Source organism: Streptomyces sp. CA-250714 (assembly GCF_050936705.1).
In the GTDB taxonomy this organism is placed as follows: domain Bacteria; phylum Actinomycetota; class Actinomycetes; order Streptomycetales; family Streptomycetaceae; genus Streptomyces.
The window spans coordinates 3,299,364-3,319,870 of sequence record NZ_JBNJMI010000002.1; the positions used below are offsets into that span (position 1 = coordinate 3,299,364).

Below are 20,507 nucleotides of genomic sequence, written 5' to 3' on the forward strand. Positions count from 1 at the left end.
CAGCGGGTGGCGTCATACCACCGGCAGCAGCTCCGGGAGATGTCCGTCCGAGGCGTGCGCTGCCTTGACGCGCTCCGCCGGCACCTCGCCGTAGCCGGTGGTACGCGGCCGGGCCGGGCGGCCCGCTGCTTCCGCGATGGCGACCAGGTCCTTGATGGAGCGGTAGGAGCCGTAGGAGGAGCCCGCCATGCGGGAGATCGTCTCCTCCATGAGGGTGCCGCCCAGGTCGTTGGCGCCGGAGCGGAGCATTTCGGCGGCGCCTTCGGTGCCCAGTTTCACCCAGCTCGTCTGGATGTTGGGGATCCATGGGTGGAGCAGCAGCCGGGCCATGGCGGTGACTGCGCGGTTCTCACGTGCTGTGGGGCCCGGGCGGGCGATACCGGCGAGATAGACGGGGGCGTTGGTGTGGATGAACGGCAACGTCACGAACTCGCTGAAACCGGACAGCCCCTTCTCCTGCGCCGAGCGCTGGATGTCGGCCACCAGCCGCAGATGGCCCAGCCAGTGGCGGGGCTGGTCCACGTGCCCGTACATCATCGTGGACGTCGAGCCCAGGCCCACCTCGTGCGCCGTCTTGACGACCTCGACCCAGGTGGCGGTCGGCAGCTTGCCCTTGGTGAGGATCCAGCGGACCTCGTCGTCCAGGATCTCGGCAGCGGTGCCGGGGATGGAGTCCAGCCCGGCCTCCTTGGCGGCTGTCAGCCACTCGCGGATCGACATACCTGTACGGGTGGCGCCGTTGACGACCTCCATGGGCGAGAAGGCGTGCACATGGATGCCGGGGACGCGTTCCTTGACTGCACGTGCGATGTCGAAGTAGGCGGTGCCCGGCAGATCCGGGTGGATGCCGCCCTGCATGCACACCTCGACAGCGCCCACGTCCCACGCCTGCTGTGCGCGGTCGGCGACCTGCTCCAGGGAGAGCGTGAAGGCGTCGGCGTCGGTACGGCGCTGCGCGAACGCGCAGAAGCGGCAGCCGGTGTAGCAGACGTTGGTGAAGTTGATGTTGCGGGTGACGATGTACGTCACATCGTCGCCGACCGCGTCCCGGCGTACGTCGTCCGCTGTGCGGCACAGTGCGTCCAGCGCGGGTCCGTCGGCGTGCAGCAGGGCGAGGGCCTGCTCGTCGGTGAGCTTCACCGGATCGTCGGCGGCCTGGGTGAGCGCCTCGCGTACGTCGGAGTCGACGCGCTGGGGCGCCATCCCCGGTGCCGCGCGCTCGCGCAGCTCCTCCCAGTCGCCGTACACCTCGTCGAAGTCGTCCCGCTTCTCGGCGGTGCGGCCCTCGGTGTCGATGGTGCGGTGCAGGTCGGTACGGCCGCTGGGGGCGAGCCCCGCGAACTCCTCGTCCGGCTCCTGCCAGGGCCGCCCCTGGGGGCGTACGTCGGCGCGCGCGAGGCCCGTCTCCGGGTCGGCCAGCGCCTGTACGTGCGGCAGGATGCGCGGGTCCAGCCACGGCTCTCCGCGCTGGACGAACTCCGGGTAGACGGCGAGCCGCTCGCGCAGCTCGAACCCTGCCGCCAGGCTCTTGTCCGCCAGTTCGTCGATGTGCGGCCAGGGGCGCTCCGGATTGACGTGGTCGGGGGTCAGCGGGGAGACGCCGCCCCAGTCGTCGATCCCCGCCTCGATCAGCCGTACGTACTCGGCGTCCACCAGGTTCGGCGGTGCCTGGAGACAGCCGGACGGGCCGAGAATGTGCCGCGCGACGGCGACCGTGGCGACCAGGTCGTCCAGTTCGGCGTCGGGCATCCCGCGCATGGCCGTGTCCGGCTTGGCGCGGAAGTTCTGGATGATCAGTTCCTGGATGCCGTGGTAGGCGCGCTGTACGCGGCGCAGCGCGAACAGCGAGTCGGCGCGCTCCTCGTATGTCTCACCGATGCCGATCAGCAGGCCGCTGGTGAACGGGACGTTGGACCGGCCGGCGTCCTCCAGCACCCGCAGCCGTACTGCCGGCTCCTTGTCGGGAGAGCCGTAGTGCGGGGCGCCCGGCTCGCTCCACAGCCGCTCGGCGGTGGTCTCCAGCATCATGCCCATGGAGGGGGCGACTGGCTTCAGCCGCTGGAAGTCGGTCCAGGAGAGCACTCCCGGGTTGAGGTGCGGCAGCAGGCCGGTCTCCTCCAGGATGCGGATGGCGACGGCCCTCACATAGGCGAGCGTGTCGTCGTACCCCTCGGCGTCGAGCCAGGCGCGCGCCTCGGGCCAGCGGTCCTCGGGCTTGTCCCCCAGGGTGATCAGGGCTTCCTTGCAGCCGAGCTCCGCGCCGCGGCGGGCGATGTCGAGGACCTCGTCCATCGACATGTACATCCCGTGGCCCTCGCGCCGCAGTTTGCCGGGGACGGTCACGAACGTGCAGTAGTGGCACTTGTCGCGGCACAGCCGGGTGAGGGGGAGGAAGACGCTCTTGGAGTACGTGATGACACCGGGCCGCCCGGCCGCGGCCAGGCCCGCGTCTCTGACGCGGGCCGCCGACGCGGTGAGGTCCGCCAGATCCTCGCCCCGCGCCTGGAGGAGCACGGCGGCTTCCGTCCGGTCGAGCGCGACCCCGTCCCGCGCCCGCTTGAGGGCCCGGCGCATCGCGTTGGCCGTCGGCGTCTGTCCGTGTGAGGTCATCCCCCGAGCGTAGCCCCGCCCTCCGACACGGCCGCAGGCGGCGGGAGGACCTGACCTGCGGAGGCCTGATCTGCGGCGGTGGCGCGAGGCGCTGCTCGGTCCGCGGCTTCACAGGTACTGCGCGTAGTCGTCGAGGGTGCGCAGGACCTCCGGCTCGGGTCCTGAGGGGAGTTGCAGCAGGACCTCTTCGGCGCCCAGGTCGCGGTAGTGCCGCAGTTTGCCGGGGGAGGGAAGGACGGAGCCGGGGACGACGGCCGGGGCGCCGGCGCGGCCGGCGGAGCGCCAGGCGGCCTGGAGGGTGGCGATGGTGTCCTTCAGGCCGCTGCCGCCTATGGGCAGCCAGCCGTCGGCGTACTCGGCGATGTGCGCGAAGAGCGTGGGCCCCGCGGCGCCGCCGACCAGCAGCCGTGGGCCGCCCGGGCGTACTGGTTTCGGGTGCGCGAGGGAGGCGCGTACGGAGCCGAACTCACCCTCGTAGGGCGTCGGCTCGGGCGCCCACAGTGCCCGCATCAGCGCGATGCGGTCGCGTACCAGGTCGCGGCGGCGGCGCCAGATGACCCCGTGGTCGGCGGCCTCCTCCACGTTCCAGCCGAAGCCCACACCCAGTGTGAACCGGCCGCCGCACATCCAGTCGAGGGTGGCGATCTGCTTGGCCAGCACGATGGGGTCGTGCTGGGCGACCAGCGTGATGCTGGTGCCCAGGGCGAGCCGTTCGGTGGCGGTCGCGGCGGCGGACAGGGCGACCAGGGGATCGAGAGTGCGGCCGTAGGGGCGGGGCAGAGGGTCGCCCATCGGGGCCGGTGTCTGCCTGCTGACGGGGATGTGGGTGTGCTCGGGCAGGTACAGCCCGCCGAAGCCCCGCTGTTCCAGTTCGCGGGCGAGCCGGGCGGGCCGGATGGTCTCGTCGGTGAGCAGGATGGTCGTCGAGATCCGCATCCCGTCACTGTGCCGGGGGGCGGTGGTGAACTCCATGCCCCCGCAGGGCCTTTGGTCCCGGTGCAGCAGTTGGCGTTTCGGCCACTCCGAGGACTTCTCCCCCTCACCGACCGCGCGTACAACTCCCCCATGGACACCCCGATGGACACTCCCACGGACACGCATATGGGCAGACGTGACGCCCTCCGGTTCTCTCTCGCCGCCGGGGCCGCGAAAGCAGTGACGCTTTCCGGGGCGAGCTTCGCGCGCGCTGACGACGGTGCGACAGTGCGCCGTACGCTGCGCGGGCATCTGCCGACAGGGGCTCCCGATTTCGTGTACCTGCCGGTGGAGATCCCCGAGGGGGTGCGTGAGATCGCGGTCTCCTACCGCTACGACAAACCGGAGGTGCCGCAGGGCACGCCCGGCAACGCGCTCGACATCGGCATCTTCGACCAGCGCGGCACGGCGCTGGGGGGACGGGGTTTCCGCGGCTGGTCCGGCGGTTTCCGGGACTCCTTCGCGATCAGCGCCGAGAAGGCGACGCCCGGCTATCTGGCGGGCCCGGTCCGGGCGGGCACCTGGCATGTGGCGCTCGGCCCCTACACGGTGGCGCCGCAGGGCATGGACTACGAGGTGACGGTCACCCTGCGGCACGGCGAGCCGGGGCACACGCCGCGGCCCGCGTATCCACCCGAGCGTGCCAGGGGGCGGGGCCGGGCCTGGTACCGGGGCGACTGCCACCTGCACACGGTGCACTCGGACGGGCGCCGTACGCCGGAGGAGGTGGCGGCCGCGGCACGCGCCGCCGGGCTGGACTTCCTCACCACCACCGAGCACAACACGACCTCAGGGCACGCCGCGTGGCAGGGACTGTGGGGAGACGATCTGCTGGTGCTGTGCGGCGAGGAGATCACCACTCGTAACGGTCACTATCTGGCACTCGGCACCGACCCGGGCACCTTTCTCGACTGGCGCTACCGGGCCCGGGACGACGCCTTCCCGCGGTTCGCACGGGCCGTGCACCGGGCGAGCGGCCTGGTGGTTCCGGCGCATCCGAACTGTCCGTTCGTGGGCTGCCAGTGGAAGTTCGGCTACGAGCACGCGGACGCGGTGGAGGTGTGGAACGGGCCGTGGACGGCCGACGACGAACTCGCGCTGGCCGCCTGGGACAACATGCTCGTCAGCCGCGACACCTGGCTGCCCGCCATGGGGAACAGCGATGCGCACCGGGAGGGCCAGGACGTGGGTGTGCCGCAGACCGTCGTCCACGCGGACGATCTGGCGCGCGGCCCGCTGCTGGCGGCGATCCGGGCGGGGCGGTCGTATCTGGCCGAGTCGTCGAAGATTTCCGTCGAGCTGAAGGCGACCACTACAAAGGGGGCACACGCCACACTCGGGGAAACGCTACGCGCGGAGCCGGACACCGAGGTGAACGTCACCCTCACCGTGCGGGGCGCACCCGAGGGCGCCACGCTGCACCTGGTCACGGACGAGGGCACCATGCGCACCGGCGGCGGCACGCAGCTCGGCTGGCGGACGACACCCTCGCTCGCCACCTACGTACGGGCCGAGGTGCGGCACCCCGCGAAGGAGGGGTCCGGGCTGCCCGGCGCCATGGCGGCGATGACGAACCCGGTATGGCTGGGAAGGTCCCGGAGGGTCGAGTGAGTCAGTGAGTGAGTGATTCCTCGCTCGTCCGGCCCGCGAGCCACCGCAGTGCGGCCTCCGAGGGGGAGCCGGGCTCGGCGGTGTAGGTGCACAGCGTCTGGTGGGGGTCGACAGCGAGCTGGAACGTCTCATAGGTCAGCTCCAGCTCGCCCACCTTCGGGTGGCGGATGCGCTTGCGGCCTGAGAGCTTTTCGCGCACCTGCTGGTCCTCCCACCGTGCGCGGAACTCGGCACTGGAGTCGAGCAGCTGCGTCAGCACCTCCTTGACCCGCGGGTGGCACGGGTAGCGCGCGCATTCGGAGCGCAGGGCCGCCACCGTCTCGGCGGCAACGGTGTCCCAGTCGGGGTGCAGAGCACGGCTGTCGGGGTGGAGGAAGACCAGCAGCGGGGCGTTGCGCTGCTGCGGCGGCAGGGCTTCCAGATCGAAGGCGATGCGGGCGCCCAGCGCGTTCCAGGCCAGATAGTCGATACCGGGGCCGTGCACAGAGGCGGGCACATACGGTCCCATGGCGTCCAGCAGTCGCTGGATCTCGGGCCGTACGACGGGCCGGGCCTGCGCGCCGTCGGCGAACCGGGGGTCGGCGAGGTTGCGCAGATAGGTGTGCTCGTCGTCGGTCAGCCGCAGGGCACGCGCCAGCCCGTCGAGCACCGGGTCCGAGATGCCCTGTGCGCGGCCCTGCTCGATGCGGATGTAGTAGTCGACGCTGATGCCCGCGAGCTGGGCGACCTCCTCGCGGCGGAGCCCGGGTACGCGGCGCCGGTTGTGGATGGGTGGCAGGCCCAGTTCCTCCGGGTCGAGCGCTGCCCTGCGGGACTTGAGGAAGGCGCCGATCTCCAGCGTCTCCTTCTTCTCCGTGGCCGTCATACGTCCAGTATCCGCCGAGGGTGGTACTGCCGGACCCAGGCTGGGCTTGATCTGGCTGGGGTGTGCGGCCTGGCCGACGCTTGCCAGGAACCCGAACACAGGGGATTCGACAAGCAGACACGACAAACAGGAGTGCAACTGTGCAACGGCGCATTCTCGGCGGTACGGGCATCTCGGTCAGTGACCACGCCCTCGGCGCCATGATGCTGGGTACCGCCAACACCGACCAGGACGACTGCGTCCGCATCATCCACCGTGCTCTCGACAGCGGCATCAATCTCGTGGACACCGCCGACGTGTACGGCAACGGCGCCAGCGAGGAGGTCGTCGGCCGGGCCCTCAAGGGCCGCAGGGACGAGGTCGTCCTGGCCACCAAGGGCCACCTGCCGATGGGTGACGAGCCCAACCACAGTGGCAACAGCCGCCGCTGGCTGACCCGCGCGCTGGACGACAGCCTGCGCCGACTGGGCACCGACCATGTGGATCTCTACCAGTTGCACCGCCCGGACCCGCACACCGACATCGAGGAGACGCTGGGCGCGCTGACCGACTTCGTCCGCGCGGGCAAGGTGCGTGCTGTCGGCACCTCCACGTTCCCCGCCGAACTCCAGGTGGAGGCGCAGTGGGCGGCACAGCGGGGCGGTCATGTGCGGCCGCGTACCGAGCAGCCGCCGTACTCGATCCTGGCGCGCGGTGCCGAGGCCGCGCTGCTGCCGACCGCGCAGCGCTACCGGCTCGGCGTGCTGGTGTGGGGGCCGCTGTCCGGCGGCTGGCTGTCGGGACGTATCCGCTCGGCCGACGACATCGATCTGCGCGCGGGCCGTACGGCCATCGAGCGGCACAAGTTCGATGTGAGCCGGCCTGCCAACGCGCGGAAGCTGGAGGCGGTGCACGCACTGGCCGAGCTGGCGGAGGAGGCGGGCATCGAGCTGCGGCACATGGCCACCGCGTTCGTCCGCAGCCACCCGGCCGTCACCTCGGTGCTGCTGGGGCCGCGCACGATGGAGCACCTGGAGACGCTGCTGCCGGGCACCGAGGTGACGCTGAGCGCGGATGTGCTGGACCGGATCGACGAGATCGTGCCGCCGGGCACGGATCTGAACCCGGAGGACAGCTACTACACGCCGCCCGCGCTGGCGGACGCGGCGCTGCGGCGGCGCTGAACTGCTCGCGGGGCCAGTGGGGGTGTGCCGCGGATTTGTTCACGGTTCCAGTGGTTGCGCCGACCGTCCGCGTGTGACGATCGTACGCCTGACCGACCGCGGGGGCGGTCGGCCACCGAACAGCCCTGGAGACACTCACGATGCGCACACACCGGGCAGCCGTCTGCCTTGCCGCCGCGACCCTGCTGCTGGTCGCGGGCTGCTCCGACAGCGAGGACGACAGCGACGCGGCCGGTGGCGGCTCCTCCCGCTCTCAGGCCGCTCCCGAGCAGGAGGATTCCCAGGTCACCGTCGAGCTGCGGGTCACCGGCGACTCGCCTGCCAGCCTCTACATCCCGGGTATCAAGTACCAGGCCGGTGACGATCCCAGCGGCGACCACGACCTCGACCTGGACAGCGTCAAGACGCCGTGGTCGAAGAAGTTCAAGTTCGAGCCGGGCAGGTCGCTCTCGCTCCAGGTCGCCTCGAAGGAGCCGAAGAAGGAGATCGGCTGCCAGATCCTTGTCGACGGCGAGGTCAAGGCCGAGGAGCTGAAGAAGAACAAGCCCGGCTACACCCTCAACACCACGTGCACCACGACGTCATGACCGCCGCTGCGGACTGCCCGGTGCTCACCTCGTACTGACGGTCTCGGTGTCGCGTCCCGAGCGCAGGACCTTGCCCGGCACGGCGCCGGTCACCTTGTCGTCGCGGATGGTCTCCACACCGTTGACCCATACGCCGACGACACCGACAGCGCGCGAGTCGAGCCGGGGGCTGTCGCCGGGCAGGTCGTGGACGAGGGTCGCCTGGCCGGCGTCGATCCGTTCGGGGTCGAAGAGCACCAGGTCGGCGTGCCAGCCCTCGCGCACCTGACCGCGCTCCCGCAGGCCGAACAGCCGGGCGGGTTCGTCGGTGAGCATCTGCACGGCGCGCTCCAGGCCGACCAGCTTCCGGCCGCGCAGACAGTCACCCAGAAAGCGCGTCGTGTACGGGGCCCCGCACATACGGTCCAGATGGGCTCCGGCGTCCGAGCCGCCCAGCATGACGTCCTCGTGCTCCCAGGTCTGCCTGCGCAGTTCCCAGCTCGCCGGGTCGTTGTCGGTGGGCATCGGCCACAGCACCGTACGCAGCTCGTCGTTGGCGCAGATGTCCACCAGGCAGCCGAACGGGTCCTGACCGCGCTCGGCGGCGATGTCGGCCACCACACGTCCTGTCAGCCCCTCGTTGGCGGCCGAGTAGGTGTCGCCGATGACGTACCGGTCGAAGCGGGCCAGTCGCCGGAAGACGCCTGCCTCCTTGCTGTCCGCACGGCGCAGCATTTCGGCCCGTACGCCCGCGTCGCGTAGTTTCGCGATGCGTTCCGGGACGGGCAGCCCGAGGATGTCGCCCCAGCCGGGGATGAGGTTGAGCGCGCAGAAGGTGCCCAGCGACATGTTCATGGGGGTCAGAATGGGCATGGTGAGCGCGACGACTCGGCCGCCCTCCTTGCGGGCGTGCTCGGCGGCGGCCAGTTGCCGTGGCACCCGTTCGGGGACGGCGGCGTCGATGGTGAGCACGTTCCAGTTCAGCGGCCGTCCGGCAGCGGCTGACATCCGGGCGAACAGGTCGATCTCGTCGTCGGAGAACTGGTCGAGGCAGCCGGCGACGATGGCCTCGATCTGGGTGCCCTCGTGGTCGGCGACCGCGCGGGAGAGCGCCAGCAGTTCATCCGGCTTGGCGTGCCGGGAGGCGACGGGGTTGCCGTCGCCGTCGGAGTGGGTGGACGACTGGGTCGTGGACAGGCCCCAGGCGCCCGCCTCCATCGCCTCGTGGAAGAGCCGCAGCAGCTGCGCCAACTGCGCCTCGTCGGGCTGTCCGCCGATGGCGTCCTGGCCCATCACATGCCGCCGCAGCGCGCAGTGGCCCACCATGAAGCCCGCGTTGACCGCCGTGCGGCCCTCCAGCGCGTCCAGGTAGTCGCCGAAGGAGTGCCAGTTCCAAGGCGCGCCTTCCTCCAGGGCGACCAGGGACATGCCCTCCACCTTGGACATCATCCGCCGTGTGTAGTCGGCATCCTCGGGGCGCTCGGGGTTGAGCGGGGCCAGCGTGAAGCCGCAGTTGCCGCCGGCGACCGTGGTGACGCCGTGGTTCATGGAGGGGGTGGCGTACGGGTCCCAGAACAGCTGCGCGTCGTAGTGCGTATGCGGGTCGACGAACCCGGGGGCGAGCACCAGCCCGGTGGCGTCCTGGCTGCTGCGGGCCTCCTCGCGGAGCGTCCCTGGCTCGGCGACGTAGGCGATCCGGCCGTCCCGGATGCCGATGTCGGCCCGGTAGGAGGGCGCCCCGGTGCCGTCGACGACGGTGGCGCCCGTGATGAGGTGGTCAAGCATGCTGCGGGGTCCTCCTTCGGTCGTCCTGCCGTCTCCGCGGCGCCGAGCGCGGGCGGGTCGGCTGTCGCGCGCCGGGCGCGGGTGGTCGGCTGTCGCGCGCCGAGCGGGGTGTCAGCTGTTGTGCCGCGCCGAGTGGTGTGTCAGCTGTTGCGCGCCAAGTGGGGTGTCAGCTGTTGCGCGCCGCGTCGCGGAAGCGGGTGGTGCGGTGCACCGGGTCGGTGTCGATCTGCGGGATCACGTGCTCGCCTATGAGCTTGATCGTGTTCAACGTGTCCTCGTACGGGATCCCGATGGGCAGTCCGAAGGAGAGCTGGTCGGCGCCGGCCTGCTCCCAGCGCTTGCACTGCCGCAGCACCTCTTCGGGGTTGCCGCAGATCATCAGCTCCTCGGCGATGAGCAGCTCGACGACCTCCTCGGTGTAGTCCGGGATCAGCTCCGGCCACTGCGGGATGCCCTCGGGCCGGGGGAAGGTGTCGTGGTAGCGGAAGAGCAGCGACTGTAGGTAGTTGAGGCCGCCGTCGACGGCGATCCGCTTGGCCTTCTCGGTCGTCTCGGCGCAGATCGCGGTGGACGTCACCATGACGTTGTCGTTGACATAGCCGCCGATGGGCCGGGCGTCCTTGACGGCTCCCTTGTAGGACTCCAGCACCCACTCCATGTCGGAGACCTTCTGCACGCTGAAACCGAGCACCCCCAGCCCCTTCTTCGCGGCCATCGCGTACGAAGAAGGCGAGCCGGCCGCGTACCACATGGCGGGGTGTGAACCCCCGTACGGCTTGGGCAGGATCTTGCGTGGGGGCAACGACCAATGCTTCCCCTGAAACCCCTGGTACTCGTCCTGGAGCCACATCCTGGGGAACTCGGCGATGGTCTCCTCCCAGATCTCCTTGGTGTGGTTCATGTCGGTGACGCCCGGCAGGAACCCGAGGATCTCGTGCGAGCCGGCGCCCCGTCCGGAGCCGAACTCGAAACGGCCGCCCGTCAGATGGTCGAGCATGGCGACCTTCTCCGCCACCTTCACCGGGTGGTTGACCTGCGGCAACGGGTTGAAGATCCCGGAGCCGAGGTGGATGCGGTCGGTGGCGTGCGCCAGGTAGCCGAGGAAGACGTCGTTGGCCGACAGGTGGCTGTACTCCTCCAGGAAGTGGTGCTCGGAGGCCCAGGCGTACTTGAAGCCGGACTTGTCCGCCTGGATGACGTATTCGGTCTCCTCGACCAGCGCCTTGTGCTCGGCCTGCGGATCGGCCTGGGCCCGCGCGGCGGGCACATACCCCTGAACAAAGAGACCGAACTCCACGGTGTCATCTCCTTAGACGGTCCTTGGACGGCCGCCGTTTCTGACGTTCCGTCAGATTGCGATGGGACCGACTGTGGCACCGCCGGGTGGGACCGTCAATACGACGGAGAGCCCCACTGCGGGCCAGGGGCACCCGCCGCCGACGCGGACGGCCCGCCTGCACGGACGCGCACCGGCCCTCTCTGCGGATCGCGCACCGGCCCTCTCTGTGGATAGGGAGCGGCCAGTGCGCAAGTGACGGAAAAGTGAAGAAGTGATCATGAAATGCTGAAGGACTTGCGAAGTCTTCCTGACGGAAACCGACGCACCCTCCCGCGCACCGGCACAGCCATTCCACAAGCGAAGGAGCAAATGCGCTGGTCCGGCGAGGGGTTGTGCCGAGCGGCCGGGCAGGCCTCAGAGCACCGAGACGCCCGCCAGCCAGCCGCCGTCGATGACGAACGGCTGGCCCGTGACGTACGAGGAGTCCGCACAGCTGAGGAAGAGGGCCAGCCGCGCGACTTCCTCAGGGCGGCCCATCCGGCCCTGGGGGATCAGCTTGGCGTAGAAGGCTGCCGTGCTGCCGTTGTCCTGTGCCCCGGCGGCGTCGAGGTGGAGGCCGTTCTCCGCCGCCTTCGCCGGGTTCGTCATCGGGGTGTCGATCGCGCCGGGGCACATGGCGTTGACGCGCACGCCCCGGCCCGCGAGTTCCATCGAGGCGACGCGGGTCATGCCGACGATCGCGGCCTTGGTCGCCGCGTACGCGGTCAGAAAGGCCATGCCGGTCAGCGCGGCGTAGGAGGCCGTGTTGACGATGGTGCCGCCGCCCGCCCGCTCGATGCGCGGGGCGAGGGTCTTCATGCCAAGGAAGCAGCCGGTCTGGTTGACGTCGACCACCTCGCGGAACTCGGCGACGGGTGTCGCGGCCAGCTCGTTGAAGCGGAGGATGCCCGCGTTGTTGATGAGGCCGTCGACTTTGCCGAAGGCGCCTTCGGCGGTGTCCGCCGCGGATTGCCAGTCGGCCTCTTCGCGGACGTCCAGGTGTACGTAGCGGGCCCGCTGCGGACCCAGCTCCGCGGCCACCCGTTCGCCCTCGTCGTCCAGTACGTCGCCGAGCACCACCTTGCCGCCTTCGGCGGCGAACAGCCGGGCTTCCTCCGCGCCTTGGCCGCGTGCTGCTCCGCTGATGAGGACGACTCTGCCGGTCAGTTTCCCCATTGGTGCCTCCTTGGGTTGGTACGGCACTTCTTCGCCGGAGCCGCCCCCGCCCGCCCCCCGGCCCCTCCCTTGGCCCGGCAACGGGCTGCCCCAGCCCGTGGTACGCGGGGTGCGAGTCCTCCCCCAAGCTCTTCGAGCAGGGAGGTACCCCCATGGCTGGTGGGGGCACCTCCCGGCCGGAGGCTGGGGGAGCAGTTCCCCGCGCTCCTTCGGGGCACGTCTTCCTCATGCCAGCCGCGGGGCGACCTGCTCCGCGAACAGGGCGAGCTGGTCGAGGAGTTCGTCGAGGGATCTGGAGCGGAAGCGGAGTTGGAGCTGCGTGACGCCCATGTCGCGATAGGGCCGGAGGGTGTCGGCGAGGGAGGCCGGGGAGCCGTGACGGGTGCGGCGTCCCACGTCCCAGGCGGGGCGGCCCACATAGAGGGGCTCGGCGATGGCGCCGACGGTGAAGGGGTGCTCCGCGAGTCCCGCCGACTCCCGGAGGCGGCGGATCCGCGCGATCTTGGGCGGCAGATCCTCGCGGGGGTCGCCCTGGGGGAGCCAGCCGTCGCCGCGCAGCGCCGCACGGCGTACCGCGGGGGGCGAGGAGCCGCCGACCCACACCGGGGGGCGGGGCCGCTGCGCGGGGCGCGGTTGCTGCCCCAGGTCGGCGAAGGAGAACCGCTCCCCCGCGAAGACGGGGAACTCCTCCTCGCCCAGGGCGGCCTTCAGCGCGTCGACGGTCTCGTCCAGCACCGCGCCACGTGCCTCGAAATCCACGCCGAGAGCGTCGAATTCCTCCCGTACGTGCCCGGCTCCCACGCCCAGGAGGAGGCGCCCGCCGGAGAGATGGTCGAGCGTGGCGTACTGCTTGGCGCTCGCCAGCGGATGCCGCAGGCCGACGACGGCGACATGGCTGAGCAGCGCGACGCGTTCGGTGGCGGCCGCCAGGAAGGAGAGCGTGGCCACCGGGTCGTACCACACGGTGCTCATGGCGCCGGCCAGCCTGCGTGGCACGGCGATGTGGTCACAGCAGCCGATGTAGGCGTATCCGTGCTGGTCGGCCGCGCGGGCCACGGCCAGCAGTTCGGCGGGGCCGGCGGCGGCCTCCCAGGATTCGGCGTAGAGGGTGCTCTGCGACTGGACCGGCAGCTGGATTCCGAACGCCAGCTGTCCGGGAGGGAAAGTCAGCACCCGGCCATGCTGATACCTGACGGCCCGTCAGGCAAGAGGGCTGCCCCGGCCGCGGACCGCTCGACTGAGCGTCGCTCAGGAGTGCTAGCCTCGTGCGCCGCGCGCTGCGCGCGTTTGCTGTCGGCAACCAGGAGTGCGGGTTCCGCATCCTGCTGCGCGCACAGCGCCACTGAGGGAACATGGCGGCACTGCTGTTTCCTGATCAGTTCGCGTTCAGTTGTGATCAGATCGCGGACTGGCCCGGCCCGCACGACAATCCAATCGCTCAAGGACGCCGATGACCGAGATACCGGTGGCGCTGACCGTCATCCTGTCCGTGGGGACGGCGGCCGCCGTGGCACTCGCCCTCCTGCTGGCGCGTTCGGCGCGGGAGGCCAAGCGGCTGCGGCAGCGCTCCGCCACCGCGGAGAAGGACCTGCAGGAAGCCCGGCACCACCAGGCGGTCCTCGCCCGGCGCGCACAGGCGACGGAGGCCGAGGTCCGGCATCTGGCGGGCGCCCGCATCCCCGACCTGACCGCGGCGCTCGCCCACCCCAACGTCCCCGTACGCGGACTGCTCGACGCCACGTTCCAGGGCACGGATCTGGACCGTGCGCTGACCACGGTCATGGAGCAGGTCAGCGACGCCGTCACCAAGGAGCGGCTGCGGGTGGACGGCGCTGCGCAGGCCTCCATGCGCGGTGCGACGACCACCATCCAGGCGCTGCTCTACCAGTTGCAGACGCGGTTGCAGACGATGCAGGAACGCTACGACGACCCGTTCGTGGCGGAGGATCTGCTGGCCGCCGACTTCCTCAACGAGCAGGCGCTGCGCCGTATCCAGTCCACCGCGATCGTCTGTGGTGCCTGGCCTGGGCTGACCCGGCAGAACTCGCACCTGGGCGACATCGTCGTCGGTGCGATGTCGCGGCTCAGCGGCTACGAGCGCGTCCAGGTCACCAACCAGCTGCGGGACCCGGTGGGCGTGGTGGCGCGGGCCGTGGAGCCCGCGGCCGTGGTGCTCACCGAACTGCTCGCCAACGCACTGCACTACTCGCACCCCGAACTTCCCGTGGCCGTGACGATCCAGCAGGGCAACCGCGGCGCCTCGGTGATCATCGATGATGCCGGTGTCGGCATGCACGCAGAGGAGATGGAACGCGCCCAGCGGATGATGGCGGGCCAGGAGAACGTGCTCCTGACCGAGCTGGGCGACCCGCCCAAGACGGGCTTCGCGACGGTGGGACAGCTCGCCCGGCAGTACGGCTTCACGGCGTCCGTCGAGGCGTCCCCGTACGGCGGCGTACGGGCCATCGTGCACATCCCCGGCGAACCGCTGCTGACGCTGCTCGACGAGGAGGAGCAGCCGATGTCCCCCATGGCCCCGGTGCCGCGCTCCGGCACGAGTGCCGGAGCGTCGGTCCCCTCGGCGCGGCCCGACCAGGCCGCCCAGCGTCCGGCCCAGCCCGAGCCCGAGCACACCGCGACCGTCCACCTGAACCGCTCCGCGAGCCGTACGCCCTCACGCACGCGGCCGTACGGCCAGGAGCAGGGCGGCCCGGCCGAGCCGCAGGCGCAGCCGTCCGAGGACGAGCTGCCGCGGCGCAGGCGCCGGAGGCCGGTGCCGGAGGCCACACTGGGCACCGCTCCGGAAGCGGCGGCCCCCGACGCCGAACCGGCCGGGCAGCCCGCCCCGGCCGCGCAGGCCCAGGCCCCGGAGACTTCGCCGGAGGAGAGCGCGGAGCGCTGGGCAGCCTTCCAGCGCGGTACCAACTCGGGCCGTGCGGCCGTCGACGAGGCCGTCGACACGGGTGAGTACCCGCAGGTGGCGGCGCCCCCGGCGGCGAGCCAGGGCCTCGATCACGGCAACGCGGTCCCCGACGACCACTACGCCGATCCTCGTTCCGCTGAAGGGAATCCGCAGGAATGACAATCCCCGCACGCAGGTCACTCCGGGACGACACCTCATGGGTGCTCGGTCCCCTCCTGGAGCTCCCGCACGTCATCCACGCGGCCGTCATCTCCGGCGACGGCCTCATCGAGGGGCGCTCGCCCAATCTGGAGCGGGACGCGGCAGAGGGCGTCGCCGCGATGCTCTCCGCGCTCCAGGGCGCCGCGCGTACGACCACGGCGGCGTTCGCCGGTACGTACGAGGCGCGGCTGCGGCAGACCGTGGTGGAGTCCGACCACGGCTGGGTCTTCGCGATCCCCGCGGGTGAGAACACCACGCTGGCCGTGTTCGCGGGGCCCGACGTGAACATGGGCGTGGTCACCCACCAGATGCAGGTACAGGTCGCGTCGCTGGGAGCGAAGACCATGAGCACCCCGGCGAGGAACGACACGGCGATATGACTCCGCCGCCCCGTGACAGCAGGCGCCTGGTGCCTGCGTATCTGGCGACGACCGGACGAGCCCGGCCCAGCCGTAACACGCTCGACCGCCTCACCGTGCTGCACGGCGCGGCGGACCCGTCGACGGTCTCCGGGCTGCGCCCGGAGGAGATCCGGCTGTTGGAGCTGCTGCGCGGTGGTGCGCTGTCGCTCGCCGAGGCCGCCGCGCATCTGCGGCTTCCGGTCAGTGTGGTCAAGGTCCTGGTGGCCGACCTGGTGGACGCGGGCCGTCTGATGGCCCGCGCCCCGATCCCCGACGCCGAACTGCCGGAGCGGCAGATTCTGGAGAAAGTTCTCAATGGACTCCGCACTCTCAAGTCCTCCTAGTCCGGACGCCCCGTCGGGCTCCGGGGCGCAAGGCGGCTCCATGTATCTGGACGACAGGCCGCAGACGCTGGTGAAGCTGCTGGTCGCGGGGCCGTTCGGGGTGGGCAAGACCACCTTCATCCGCTCGCTGTCCGAGACGCAGCCGCTGCACACCGAGGAGGTGATGACGCGTACCGGTGCGCTGGTGGACGATCTGGCCGGGGTGCGCGACAAGACCACCACCACGGTCGCCATCGACTTCGGGCGGCTGACGCTGCCGGGGGATCTGGTGCTGTACATGTTCGGCACCCCGGGGCAGCGACGGTTCCGCCCGCTGTGGCAGGACATCGCGCGGGGCGCGCTGGGCGCCCTGGTGCTGGCGGACACCCGTCGCCTCGCCGACTCCTTCGAGGTGATGGACATGATCGAGGAGGCGGGGCTGCGGTACGCGGTGGCCGTCAACTCCTTCCCCGACTCCCCCCAGCACCACCCCGACACCCTGCGGGACCATCTCGATCTGGCGCCGGACACACCGCTGGTGGTGTGTGACGCGCGCGATCGTGACCAGTCGGCTGACGCGCTGATCGCGCTCGTCGGCCATGTCCTCGACGCCCTCGACAAGCAACAGCAGCAGCAATCCGCCCAGCCGCACAGCCAGTCGCAGCAGCAGCCCCAGGAGCCCTCTTGAGCACCGCCCCAGCGCCGGGTCACCAGCCTTCCGGCCAGATGCCGCCGCCGCTGTCCCGGCCGAACCACGAGGTCACCCCGCTGTACGGGGAGGAGTTCGCGGCCGACCCGTACGCCGTCTACGAGCGGCTGCGCAAGTACGGTGCCGTCGCCCCCGTGGAGATCGCCCCCGGGGTGGGCGCGATGCTCGTGATCGACTACCGCGCCGCGCTCGACCTGTTGCACGACCCGGCCACCTGGTCGAAGGACTCCAGCATCTGGCTGGACAGCGTGCCGGAGGACTCGGCCGTGATGCCGATGCTGCGGGGCAGGCCCAACGCGCTGTTCACCGACGGCGAGACGCACGCCCGCTACCGGAAGGTCATCTCCGACAGCTTCGCGCGGCAGGAGCCGCACGAGATGCGGCAGGACGTCCGGGAGGTCGCCGACTCCCTGATCGCGAGCTTCGCCCAGGACGGCCAGGCCGATCTGGTCGGCCAGTTCGCACGCGTGCTGCCGCTGCTCTACTTCAACCGGGCCTTCGGTCTGCCCGACGAGAGCAGTGAGCTGCTGATCCAGGGCATCGCCGGGATGTTCGACGGCAAGACACCCGAGGAAGCAGCGGCCGCCGACGCCGCCTACACCCGCTACATCACCGAGCTGACCCAGCTCAAGCAGCGGGAGCCGGGGCAGGATCTGACGTCCTGGATCATGCAGCACCCCGCGGGGCTGACCGCCGAGGAGGTCGTCCAGCAGATCGTGGTGACGCTGGGCGCCAGCTACGAGCCGCTGTCCAACCTCATCGGCAACGCGCTCAGCCGGATGCTGGTCGACGACCGCTACTACGGCAACCTCTCCGGTGGTGCCCTGACGGCCCGCGACGCGCTGCACGACGTGCTGCGCAACGAGCCGCCGATGGCCAACTACTCGGCGCACTACCCCCGCCGGGACATCTACTTCCACGGTGTCTGGATGCGGGCCGGCCAGCTCGTGCTGGTCTCCTACGCGGCGGCCTCCACCCAGAGCGGCCGGGCGGCACCGGGTGAGAGCACCGGCGCGGCGGGCTCCGGAGGCGGGGCGCACCTGGCGTGGGCGGCCGGTCCGCACACCTGCCCCGCGCAGCAGCCCGCACTGCTGATCGCCACGACCGCCATCGAACGGCTCACCGCCTGGCTGTCGGACATCGAGCTGTCGGTGCGTTACGACCAACTGAAGTGGCGGCCCGGCCCGTTCCAGCGCGGACTGGTCTCGCTGCCCGCACGGTTCAGCCCCGTCAGCCCCGACACCGCAGGAGGAGCTCCGTGGAAGCACAGCAGGACACGGTCCGCCTAGACCCACTCGGCCGCGACATCCACGGCGAGGCCGAGCAGATCCGCCGCTTAGGCGCGAGCGCGACACTGGTCGAGCTGCCGGCAGGGGTGCGCGCCTGGTACGTCAGCGAGTTCGACGTACTCAAGCAGCTGCTGCGGGATCCGCGGGTCTCCAAGGATCCCCGCCGGCACTGGCCAGCCTGGCAGCGCGGCGAGTTCCGCGACAGCTGGCTGCTCACCTGGCTGGACCGCGAGAACATGCTGTGCTCCTACGGGGAGGACCACAAGCGGCTCCGCAAGCTGGTCGCCCCCGCGTTCACCGCCCGGCGTACGGCGGCCATGCTGCCCCGGGTGGAGCGGATCACCGGCGAGCTGCTGGACGCGATGGAGCGGGACGCCGAGCGGGACGGCACGCTCGATCTTCGCTCGGCCTTCGCCCACCCGCTGCCGATGAACGTCATCTGCGAGCTGTTCGGGGTGCCGGAGGACCAGCGGCCCGAGATGAAGCGGCTGATGGACCTGATCATGGACACCACGCTGACGGCCGAGCAGGCCGGGCAGACGGCGGTGGACATGATGGCGGCCTTCACCGCGCTGGCCGAGGCCAAGCGCGCCGAGCCGGGCGAGGATCTGACCAGCGTGCTGGTCTCGGCCCGGGACGAGGAGGGCGACGCGCTCTCCGAGAAGGAACTGCTGGACACCCTGCTGCTGATGATCGGCGCGGGGCACGAGACCACCGTCAACCTCATCGGCAACGCGGTGCACGCCCTGCTCACCCACCCCGACCAGCTCCAGCTGGTGCGGGAGGGCAGGGCCTCCTGGGACGACGCGGTCGAGGAGACCCTGCGCTGGGCGCCCAGCATCGCCAATCTGCCGCTGCGCTTCGCCGTCGAGCAGATCGAGCTGCCGGACGGCACCACCATCCGGCAGGGCGATGCCATCGTCTCCACGATCGCCTCGGCCAACCGTGACCCGGCCAAATACGGCGACACAGCCGCCGAGTTCGACATTCTGCGTACCGACGGCGAGCACCTCTCCTTCGGGCACGGCGTGCACTTCTGTCTGGGCGCGCCGCTGGCCCGGATGGAGGCGCGTACGGCACTGCCCGCGCTCTTCGACCGGTTCCCGAAGCTGTCACTGGCTCAGCCGGCCGAGGAGCCGCCGCAGGTCCCCTCGGCCATCGCCTTCGGTTATGCGGAGCTGCCGGTGCGGCCGCTGGGCTGACCGCCTCGGCGCCCCTGAGCCGGAGGCGGCGGGGAGCGGACGGCCCGGAGGACAGGGCCGGGCAGCCGCTCCCCGCCGCTTCCCCGCCGCTCCCGCGCCCTCAGGGCCCCGCCCACAGCCCGTCGTCCGTCAGCCCGAGCAGGTCGATGGCGTTGCCGCGTACGATGCGCTCGACCAGCTCGGCGGGCAGGTGCCCCATCTGCGCCTCGCCGACCTCCTTGGACTTGGGCCAGGTCGAGTCCGAGTGCGGGTAGTCGGTCTCGTACAGGACGTTGGGCACGCCGATGGACTCCACGTTCCTCAGCCCGAACGCGTCGTCGAAGAAGCAGCCGTAGACGTGCTCGGCGAACAGTTCGGAGGGCGGGCGCAGCACCTTGTCCGCCACGCCTCCCCAGCCCCGGTTCTCCTCCCACACCACATCGGCTCGTTCAAGGATGTACGGAATCCAGCCGATCTGGCCCTCCGCGTACATGATCCTCAGGTTGGGGAAGCGGTCGAAGATTCCGCTCATCAGCCAGTCGACCATCGAGAAGCAGCAGTTGGCGAAGGTGATGGTGGAGCCGACGGCGGGCGGTGCGTCGGCCGAGGTGGAGGGCATCCGGCTGGAGGAGCCGATGTGCATGGCGATGACGGTGCCGGTCTCGTCGCAGGCCCGCAGGAACGGGTCCCACGCGTCGGTGTGCACGGACGGCAGCCCCAGGCGCGGCGGGATCTCGGAGAAGCAGACGGCTCGTACGCCGCGCGCCGCGTTGCGCCGTACCTCCTCGGCGGCCAGCTCGGCGTCCCACAGCGGTATGAGGGTGAGCGGTATCAGGCGTCCCTGCGCGTCCGGGCCGCACCACTCCTCCACCATCCAGTCGTTGTAGGCCCGCACTCCCAGCAGGCCCAGTTCGCGGTCCTTCGCCTCGGTGAAGGTCTGGCCGCAGAAGCGGGGGAAGGTGGGGAAGCACAGGGCCGACTGGACGTGGTTGACGTCCATGTCCGCCAGCCGTTCGCGCACGTCGTAGGAGCCGGGGCGCATCTGCTCGTAGGTGATCGCCTCCAGCCGCACCTCGTCCCTGTCGTAGCCGACGGCCGTGTCCAGCCTGGTCAGCGGGCGGTGCAGCTCCTCGTACACCCACCAGTCGGCGATCGGGCCGTCGTCGCCGGGCTCGCCCATCTTCGGTGCGAACTTCCCGCCGACGAAGGTCATCTCCTTCAGTGGCGCACGGACGATACGGGGTCCGACCTCGCGATATCGGGACGGCAGCCGGTCCCGCCACACGTGCGGGGGTTCGACCGTGTGGTCGTCCACCGAGATGATCCTGGGGAAGGTCTCCATGCGGCCACGGTAGCGCTGACCTGACGGGCCGTCAGCTCCCGTGCGGCGCCTTCTTCCGGGCCGCCCGCC

16 protein-coding genes and 1 pseudogene are annotated in these 20,507 nt (G+C 70.8%); 9 read left to right on the forward strand and 8 right to left on the reverse strand.

The genetic code is table 11. The annotated features are described in order from the left end of the window. Positions 1 to 12: 12 nt before the first annotated feature. Entirely contained in the window at positions 13 to 2,610 is a 2,598-nt protein-coding gene (locus tag ACQEU8_RS33620; RefSeq protein ID WP_433107877.1) for a bifunctional FO biosynthesis protein CofGH, read from the reverse strand. A gap of 108 nt (positions 2,611 to 2,718) precedes the next feature. Further along, a complete protein-coding gene (locus tag ACQEU8_RS33625; RefSeq protein WP_433107879.1) occupies positions 2,719 to 3,546 on the reverse strand; it encodes a TIGR03619 family F420-dependent LLM class oxidoreductase in 828 nt (275 codons plus the stop codon). 165 nt (positions 3,547 to 3,711) lie between these two features. On the opposite strand from ACQEU8_RS33625, the gene ACQEU8_RS33630 reads away from it, so the two are divergent. Continuing rightward, positions 3,712 to 5,196 carry a CehA/McbA family metallohydrolase gene (locus ACQEU8_RS33630; RefSeq protein ID WP_433108907.1) on the forward strand — a complete coding sequence of 495 codons (1,485 nt, stop codon included), beginning with the start codon at positions 3,712 to 3,714 and terminating at the stop codon, positions 5,194 to 5,196. A gap of 1 nt (position 5,197) precedes the next feature. Here the strand turns inward: ACQEU8_RS33630 and ACQEU8_RS33635 are convergent, their stop codons facing one another. Continuing rightward, a complete protein-coding gene (locus tag ACQEU8_RS33635; RefSeq protein WP_433107881.1) occupies positions 5,198 to 6,061 on the reverse strand; it encodes a helix-turn-helix domain-containing protein in 864 nt (287 codons plus the stop codon). 140 nt (positions 6,062 to 6,201) lie between these two features. On the opposite strand from ACQEU8_RS33635, the gene ACQEU8_RS33640 reads away from it, so the two are divergent. After that, complete coding sequence (locus ACQEU8_RS33640; protein ID WP_433107883.1) at positions 6,202 to 7,224, forward strand: aldo/keto reductase; 1,023 nt, start codon at positions 6,202 to 6,204, stop codon at positions 7,222 to 7,224. A gap of 140 nt (positions 7,225 to 7,364) precedes the next feature. Beyond that, complete coding sequence (locus ACQEU8_RS33645) at positions 7,365 to 7,811, forward strand: MmpS family transport accessory protein (RefSeq protein ID WP_433107885.1); 447 nt, start codon at positions 7,365 to 7,367, stop codon at positions 7,809 to 7,811. Between the two features lie 24 nt (positions 7,812 to 7,835). On the opposite strand, the pseudogene ACQEU8_RS33650 reads toward ACQEU8_RS33645, so the two are convergent. The 4 genes and pseudogenes from ACQEU8_RS33650 to ACQEU8_RS33665 all read right to left on the reverse strand — a co-directional run. Beyond that, positions 7,836 to 9,605 (reverse strand): annotated as a pseudogene (locus ACQEU8_RS33650) (N-acyl-D-amino-acid deacylase family protein); the annotation flags it as partial. A gap of 136 nt (positions 9,606 to 9,741) precedes the next feature. After that, positions 9,742 to 10,872: an LLM class flavin-dependent oxidoreductase gene (locus tag ACQEU8_RS33655; protein ID WP_433107887.1), complete on the reverse strand. Its 1,131-nt coding sequence runs from the start codon at positions 10,870 to 10,872 to the stop codon at positions 9,742 to 9,744. A gap of 396 nt (positions 10,873 to 11,268) precedes the next feature. Beyond that, complete coding sequence (locus tag ACQEU8_RS33660; RefSeq protein WP_433107889.1) at positions 11,269 to 12,069, reverse strand: SDR family NAD(P)-dependent oxidoreductase; 801 nt, start codon at positions 12,067 to 12,069, stop codon at positions 11,269 to 11,271. 225 nt (positions 12,070 to 12,294) lie between these two features. Next, positions 12,295 to 13,242 (reverse strand): TIGR03619 family F420-dependent LLM class oxidoreductase, encoded by a 948-nt coding sequence (locus ACQEU8_RS33665; RefSeq protein ID WP_433107891.1) that lies wholly within the window; start codon positions 13,240 to 13,242, stop codon positions 12,295 to 12,297. A 277-nt stretch (positions 13,243 to 13,519) separates the two neighbouring features. On the opposite strand from ACQEU8_RS33665, the gene ACQEU8_RS33670 reads away from it, so the two are divergent. From ACQEU8_RS33670 to ACQEU8_RS33695, 6 genes are read left to right on the forward strand one after another with little or no spacing between them, the layout of a single operon-like run. After that, complete coding sequence (locus tag ACQEU8_RS33670) at positions 13,520 to 15,151, forward strand: ATP-binding protein (RefSeq protein ID WP_433107893.1); 1,632 nt, start codon at positions 13,520 to 13,522, stop codon at positions 15,149 to 15,151. Further along, positions 15,148 to 15,573 (forward strand): roadblock/LC7 domain-containing protein, encoded by a 426-nt coding sequence (locus tag ACQEU8_RS33675; RefSeq protein ID WP_433107895.1) that lies wholly within the window; start codon positions 15,148 to 15,150, stop codon positions 15,571 to 15,573. Before ACQEU8_RS33670 ends, ACQEU8_RS33675 begins: the two co-directional genes overlap by 4 nt. Further along, positions 15,570 to 15,938 (forward strand): DUF742 domain-containing protein, encoded by a 369-nt coding sequence (locus tag ACQEU8_RS33680; protein WP_433107897.1) that lies wholly within the window; start codon positions 15,570 to 15,572, stop codon positions 15,936 to 15,938. Before ACQEU8_RS33675 ends, ACQEU8_RS33680 begins: the two co-directional genes overlap by 4 nt. Before the next feature lie 40 nt (positions 15,939 to 15,978). Continuing rightward, positions 15,979 to 16,605, forward strand: a complete 627-nt coding sequence (locus ACQEU8_RS33685) for a GTP-binding protein (RefSeq protein WP_433107899.1) — start codon at positions 15,979 to 15,981, stop codon at positions 16,603 to 16,605. Further along, a complete protein-coding gene (locus ACQEU8_RS33690) occupies positions 16,602 to 17,915 on the forward strand; it encodes a cytochrome P450 (RefSeq protein WP_433107901.1) in 1,314 nt (437 codons plus the stop codon). The genes ACQEU8_RS33685 and ACQEU8_RS33690 overlap by 4 nt, the downstream gene beginning before the upstream one ends. Next, positions 17,885 to 19,117 (forward strand): cytochrome P450 family protein, encoded by a 1,233-nt coding sequence (locus ACQEU8_RS33695; RefSeq protein WP_433107903.1) that lies wholly within the window; start codon positions 17,885 to 17,887, stop codon positions 19,115 to 19,117. Before ACQEU8_RS33690 ends, ACQEU8_RS33695 begins: the two co-directional genes overlap by 31 nt. Before the next feature lie 100 nt (positions 19,118 to 19,217). Here the strand turns inward: ACQEU8_RS33695 and ACQEU8_RS33700 are convergent, their stop codons facing one another. After that, on the reverse strand, positions 19,218 to 20,438 hold the full coding sequence (locus ACQEU8_RS33700; protein WP_433107905.1) for an amidohydrolase family protein: 1,221 nt from the start codon (positions 20,436 to 20,438) through the stop codon (positions 19,218 to 19,220). Positions 20,439 to 20,507: the final 69 nt, after the last annotated feature.